The 5819-nt window shown below is 63.6% G+C and carries 5 protein-coding genes; all 5 read right to left on the bottom strand.

Features of this window, described 5'->3' with window-relative positions; all coding sequences use genetic code 11:
* On the bottom strand, window positions 1–804 hold an 804-nt coding region (locus O2807_10960; protein MDA1001017.1), incomplete at its 3' end, for a hypothetical protein.
* Window positions 797–1381, bottom strand: coding sequence for an aminodeoxychorismate/anthranilate synthase component II (locus tag O2807_10955; GenBank protein MDA1001016.1), 585 nt, complete (start codon window positions 1379–1381; stop codon window positions 797–799). The genes O2807_10955 and O2807_10960, both read right to left, overlap by 8 nt.
* 17 nt (window positions 1382–1398) lie before the next feature.
* Window positions 1399–2919 carry an anthranilate synthase component I gene (gene trpE / locus O2807_10950; GenBank protein MDA1001015.1) on the bottom strand — a complete coding sequence of 507 codons (1521 nt, stop codon included), beginning with the start codon at window positions 2917–2919 and terminating at the stop codon, window positions 1399–1401.
* Window positions 2920–3166: 247 nt separating this feature from the next.
* Window positions 3167–3967: a tRNA pseudouridine(38-40) synthase TruA gene (gene truA / locus O2807_10945; protein ID MDA1001014.1), complete on the bottom strand. Its 801-nt coding sequence runs from the start codon at window positions 3965–3967 to the stop codon at window positions 3167–3169.
* Window positions 3964–5819: excinuclease ABC subunit UvrA (gene uvrA, locus O2807_10940; GenBank protein MDA1001013.1), on the bottom strand; the 1856-nt coding region annotated here is incomplete at its 5' end. The genes truA and uvrA, both read right to left, overlap by 4 nt.

The following is a 5819-nucleotide window of genomic DNA, read 5'->3' as shown; positions in this document are numbered from 1 at the left end:
CGCCGTCTCATGGGAGATGCCAAAGGGTGGTTTTGCCTCCTCCGCCGCCGGAAGCAGCAGATCGCGGATCAGAACTCGCAAAAAGGCATAAAAGGCAAACCCGCCGATGAAGACCGCCGCCGCACTTTGAAGCGCATCTTCCAAATGCGGTTCCACAAAATCGAAAACCTCTATCGAGATAAGGATAGCCGCCAGGAAGAACAGCTTCGGAATCGTGACCAGCGCCAACCGGAGGAGCCCCTCTTGCGTCGCGCGGAGCCGGGCGTCGGCCGTTTTTTCCGGAAGCCTCCCGATCAGGGCGTTAAACCAGCGGCGGAACCAGCGGCCGAGCACGTAGAAGAGGATCAGGAGAAAAAACGACCCGAAGCTTTGGCTGACGATGCGCGTAACCTGCGCGGGCGTAAGCTGGAAATAGTGATCGGACACGCTTGCGACAAATTCGCGCCAGGCCAGGAAAAGAAAAAGAAAATCTTCCCACACGCCGCGAACGTCGCTCAGATTAACGAGGGTCTCCGAGCGCTTGAGCAGGAGGGAGCGCTCCCAAAAAAATTTCGACTCCTCCGCCTTCTTCCCGATAATCTCTGCCGAACGGCTCAGCGCATCGGGTTTCACCTTGACCGGCGCCGGATTTTTCGCCCCGGGTGTTTTCTCTTGAGTTGAAACGGCCGCCGAAGTCAAATTCGGCAAACCCGGCAGGGCCGCGTCCGCGGACGCAAAAATCCCCGCCGCGGCACCCAGCAGAATGGCCATGCACGCCGCGGTGAAAAACCGCCCGGCTTTCCCCCGTTCCCTTCGCTCAGACATGTTTCAACCCATCTCCCAGCATGTTTTGCAGCAGGGCTTTTCCCTCCGGGCTCAGGATGGACTCGGGATGGAACTGCACGCCCGCCACCGGAAGATCGCGCACGCGCACTCCCATGATCTCGCCATCGTCGGCCTCGGCGCAAACCTCGAGCCGATCGGGAACCGAAGCCCGCTCAATCACGAGGCTGTGGTAGCGGGTAGCGGAAAAGGGGTTGGAGAGCCCCTTGAAGATACCTCTGCTATCATGTTGAATTTGCGATGTTTTTCCGTGCATGATCTGGCCGGCGCGGATGATCTTTCCGCCGAAGACGGCTCCGATCACCTGATGGCCCAGGCACACCCCGAAAATCGGGATTTTCCCCGCGTAGCGCTCGACCACCCCCATCGAGAGGCCCGCGTTCTCAGGGCGGCTCGGCCCCGGCGAAATCACGATGATGTCGGGCGAGAGGGGCGCCACATCCTCCAGCGCAAACTGATCGTTCCGCCAGACGGTCACCTCGGCATCCAGCTCGGCGAGATACTGGACCAGGTTGTAGGTGAACGAATCATAGTTGTCGATCATCAATACGCGCGGCATATCCGTGACTCCGACCCCTAGAGAAGACCATCGCGCGCCAGCTCCAGCGCACGAAGCGTTCCCCGGGCCTTGTTCATCGTCTCCTCGTATTCGAAATCCGGCCTCGAATCCGCCACGATGCCCGCCCCGACCTGGAGATATAGCTTCCCTCCGCGGGCGAAGAGCGTGCGAATGGCGATGCAGGTATCCATATTGCCGCCGAAGTCGAAGTACCCGACCGCCCCGGCGTAGGGGCCCCTGCGGACAGGCTCGAAACCTTCGATGATCTCCATCGCCCGCACCTTGGGCGCCCCGGAGACCGTCCCTGCCGGGAAGGTCGCCCGGAGGACATCAAAGGCGTCTTTCCCCTCCTCAAGTTCGCCCACCACGTTGCTGACGATGTGCATGACATGGCTGTAGCGCTCGATCACCATCTGCTCCGTGACCCGGACCGTCCCGCGGCGGCACACCCGGCCGATGTCGTTGCGGCCCAGGTCGACCAGCATGATGAGCTCGGCCCGCTCCTTCTCGTCGGCCAGAAGCTCCTCGGCCAGGGCGGCGTCTTCCGCCTCATTCTTGCCGCGACGGCGCGTCCCGGCGATGGGGCGCACCTCGACCCGCTCCCCCTCCAGCCGGACCAGCACCTCCGGCGAGGCCCCGACGAGGCTGGTCTTCCCCAGCGTCAGATAAAACATATAGGGCGAGGGATTCACTGTCCGGAGCGCCCGGTAGATCGCGAAAGGGTGGACATCAAGCGCGCTTTCGAGGCGCTGGGCCAACACCACCTGGATGGCCTCGCCCTCGTGGATCATCTCCACCGTCTCGGCCACCGCCGCCTCGAAGCGCTCCCTCGAGAAGGAAGAATAGAAGCCAGGGACGCCGGGAACCGCTTCGCCTGAAAACTCCTTTGCGGGCGGCGTCTCCGGGGTATGAGGCGGGGCCGCGGCCGGCGCGCGCAGTTTCCCGATTAGCGCATCCACCTTCCGCACGGCATCCGCGTAGACGGCCACCGGGTCGGCGCCTTCCAGAAAGGCGTTGACCACCACTTTCATCTTCTGGGCCACATGATCGAAGATTACCATCGAATCGGTGATCATGTAGACGTTCTCGGGCATATCGAGATCGTTCTCGGCCAGATCGGGGAGCTTCTCGATGAAGCGGACCATGTCGTAGGAGGAGTAGCCGACGGCGCCGCCCCAGAAGCGCGGCAGGCCCGGCAGTTGCACCGGCCGGTAGGCAGCGAGCAGATCGCGGAGCGCCCCGAGGGGATCGTGCGTCTCGATGGTTTTGCTCTTCCCTCCTTTTTCGATCCGGACCGCTCTTCCCCGGCTCTCAAACACGGCGGCGGGCCGGCTCCCCAGAAAGCAGTAGCGGGCCCACTTCTCGCCGCCCTCGACGCTCTCGAGCAGGAACGAATAGGGGCCGTCCTGTATCTTCAAGAAGGCGGAAACCGGCGTCTCGAGGTCCGCCAGCACCTCGCGATAGACCGGAATGACGTTTCCTTCTTTCGCCAGTCCGAGAAATTCCTCGAGGCTGGGCGTGCATGCCGTTGCGCTCATCGCTTCCGCGCGGGCTTCATCGCCCGCTCCTTTCAAAAAAAATGCCACGGCGGAACTTCAGGTCCGCCATGGCATCCGATGATTCAATCAAAACGATCGGAACTACGCGCGTCCGGGCGGACCTCCCCCACGAGTCTCTCTCCAGCATCGCCAGGGCCAGACCCCCCTTTTCCGCACGCAAACGCACATATCTTCTATCCTCTCCCGTCAAAACCAGCCGCCAACATACGAGACGGCGGGGTTTCCGTCAACCTTTTTTCTCGGAAGGATCGGGCGGCGCTTCAGGCGGCATTTTCTCTCCGTAGTCCACACACACGAGAGTCAGGCCCTGCGGGGGGCACGTCGGGGCGGCCTGCTTCCGGTCGCGCGCTCCGAGAAGATCCGCCATCGAGCCGGGCGTCCGGTCGCCGCGGCCCACCTCCACCAGGGTGCCGACGATGTTGCGCACCATGTGGCGCAGAAAGCCGTTCGCCGTCGCCTCGATGTGCAGTTCATCCTCCACCGGCCTCACCTCCAGGCGCTCCAGGTTCCGCACGGTGGACTCAACCGGCGTCCCCTCCGCCCGGAAGCTCTCGAAATCACGCTCTCCCTGCAAAATCTCCGCGGCCTTTTGCATAGCCGCGATATCGAGCGGCGATTTGACGTGCCACGTACAGTGTCGGCGCAGTGCGCTCGGCCGGCGGCGGAACAGGATGCGGTAGCGATAGGTTTTCCGAAGGGCGTCGTGCTGGGCGTGAAAGGGGGTGTACACCTCCCGGCAGTCGGTGATGGAGATGTCCCGAGCGAGGAGGGTATTCAGGCCGAGGGCGAACTTGAAGGGCGGAATCGCCGAGCGCGCGTTGAAATGGGCCACCTGGCCCAGCGCGTGCACTCCCGAGTCGGTGCGTCCCGAGCCGACGATGCGGACAGGTTCATTGCACATCTTGGAGAGGGCGGCCTCAATTTCGCTCTGGACCGTGCGCTGTCCGGGCTGGACCTGCCACCCGTTGAAATCGGTGCCGTCGTACTCGATCCAGAGCACGAGGCGCCGCGTCTGCGCATCCGTCATCCCGCCGCTCCCCGCGGCGTTTCCGCCAGCGCCTCGCGGAGAAAGGCGCCCGTGTGCGAATCCTCCGCAGCCGCCACCTCCTCGGGCGTGCCGGCCGTGATGAGATAACCGCCCGCATCACCTCCCTCGGGCCCCAGATCGATGATGTAGTCGGCCGCCTTGATGACATCGAGATTGTGCTCGATGACGATGACAGAGTTGCCCTGCTCGACCAGCTGGTGAAGAACGGCCAGGAGCTTTTCGATGTCGGCAAAATGAAGCCCTGTCGTCGGCTCATCGAGGATGTAGAGCGTCCGGCCCGTCGCCCGGCGGGAGAGTTCCTTCGAGAGCTTGAGGCGCTGGGCCTCGCCCCCGCTGAGGGTGGTGGCGGGCTGGCCGAGGCGGATGTAGTTCAGCCCTACATCCTGAAGCGTCTTGAGCTTCCATTTGAGCGCGGGGATGTTCTCGAAGAATTCGGCGGCATGATCCACCGTCATGTCGAGCACATCGGCGATGGAATGGCCCTTGAAGCGGACATCGAGCGTCTCGCGGTTGAAGCGGCTTCCCCGGCACTCGCCGCACTGGACGTAGAGCGCGGGGAGAAAGTGCATCTCCATCCGGATGTATCCGTCCCCCTGGCAGGCCTCGCAGCGGCCGCCCTTGACGTTGAAGCTGAAGCGGCCGGGCTGGTAGCCCCGCTTGCGCGCCTCGGGGACCTTGGTGAACAGGCTGCGGATGAGGGTAAAGACGCCCGTGTAGGTGGCGGGGTTGCTCCGGGGGGTGCGGCCGATGGGGGATTGATCGATGTCGATCACTTTGTCGATCTGGTCCGTGCCCTCGATCTCGCGGTGGGCCCCCGGGGAGGCCAGCGCGCGGTAGAGCTTGCGGGCCAAGGCGCGGTAGAGCACCTCTTCGATCAGGGTGCTCTTCCCGCTTCCGCTCACTCCGGCGACACAGACGAGCAAGCCGAGCGGAATGGAGACATCAATGTTCTTCAGATTGTGGGCACCCGCCCCACGGATGATCAAGCACTTGCCGTTCGGGCTCCGGCGCGTCTCCGGCAGGGAGACGGATTTGTGCCCGGCGAGATACTGACCCGTCAGGGAATCGGGATTTTTCTTCACCTCATCCGGGGTTCCCGCCGTGACGAGGTAGCCGCCCGCTTCTCCGGCCCCCGGACCGAGATCGACGACATAGTCAGCTCCCTCGATGGTTTCCCGGTCGTGCTCGACCACGATCACCGTGTTCCCCGCGTCGCGGAGCTGGCGGAGGGTATCCAGAAGGCGCCGGTTGTCCCGCTGGTGGAGTCCGATGCTCGGCTCATCGAGGATGTAGAGCACCCCCACGAGGCTGGCGCCCACCTGGCTGGCCAGGCGCACGCGCTGGCCCTCTCCGCCGGCCAGCGTGGCGGCGGGTCGATCGAGTGTCAGATAGTCGAGTCCCACGCGAGAGAGAAACTCGAGCCGCTCGTTGATTTCCTTGAGAATCCGCTCGGCCGCGGGCTCCTCGGCGTGCCGCTCGGCAGCCTGGGCAAAAAACATCCGGGCTTCCTGAATGGAGAGCGCGCACACCTCGGCGATGTGCTTCCCATCGAAAATAACCGAGAGGCTCTCGGGACGAAGGCGGGCGCCGCCACAGCCCTCGCACGGCAGCGCGCTCATGTACTGCTCGTACTCGATGTGCAGATCTTCGCTGTTGGTCTTTTCGTAGCGTTTCGTCAGCTCCTCCACGATGCCCGCGAAGGGGCGCTCCCTGCGACGGGTGCGCTTGCCGGCGGTCTTGTGCCTCACCTTGAGCGCCGCGCCGCCGGTGCCGAAGAAAAGAAGATTGCGGTGCTTTCTGGAGAGTTTGGAGAAAGGCTTGTCCGTCGGGA

The organism is bacterium (assembly GCA_027622355.1).
Lineage (GTDB): Bacteria > UBA8248 > UBA8248 > UBA8248 > UBA8248 > JAQBZT01.
The sequence above is the reverse complement of the archived record's forward strand: the minus strand, read 5'-3'. Positions and strand labels throughout refer to the sequence as shown.

Coding starts and splice junctions, on each gene's coding strand:
- truA (MDA1001014.1), bottom strand. CDS start 3,967: ATGACGGATGCGCAGACGCGGCGCCTCGTGCTCTGGATCGAGTACGAC.
- O2807_10955 (MDA1001016.1), bottom strand. CDS start 1,381: ATGCCGCGCGTATTGATGATCGACAACTATGATTCGTTCACCTACAAC.
- trpE (MDA1001015.1), bottom strand. CDS start 2,919: ATGAGCGCAACGGCATGCACGCCCAGCCTCGAGGAATTTCTCGGACTG.